Source organism: Flavobacterium xizangense (assembly GCF_054075145.1).
The window spans coordinates 1-243 of record NZ_JBSIPG010000276.1; the positions used below are offsets into that span (position 1 = coordinate 1).

The following is a 243-nucleotide window of genomic DNA, read 5'->3' on the forward strand; positions in this document are numbered from 1 at the left end:
CCACGGTTCAGGTTTGCATGCACTGCGAAGACCCAGTTTGTGCGAATGTTTGTCCAGCCGATGCGATTTCTCAGGATGAATTTGGTGTAGTTCATACTGCCAATACAGAACGCTGCATTGGATGTTCCAACTGTGTTATGGCTTGTCCATTCGGAGTTCCGAAGAAAATGGAAGAATACGATTTAATGATGAAATGTACCATGTGTTACGACAGAACCAGTGTTGGCAAAAAACCAATGTGTG

Annotated in this window: 1 protein-coding gene; it reads left to right on the forward strand. The window is 44.0% G+C overall.

The genetic code is table 11. From position 1 onward, the window contains the following. Positions 1–243 (forward strand): 4Fe-4S dicluster domain-containing protein (locus ACWA1B_RS23415; protein WP_456911085.1); only part of this gene is annotated, 243 nt, incomplete at both ends.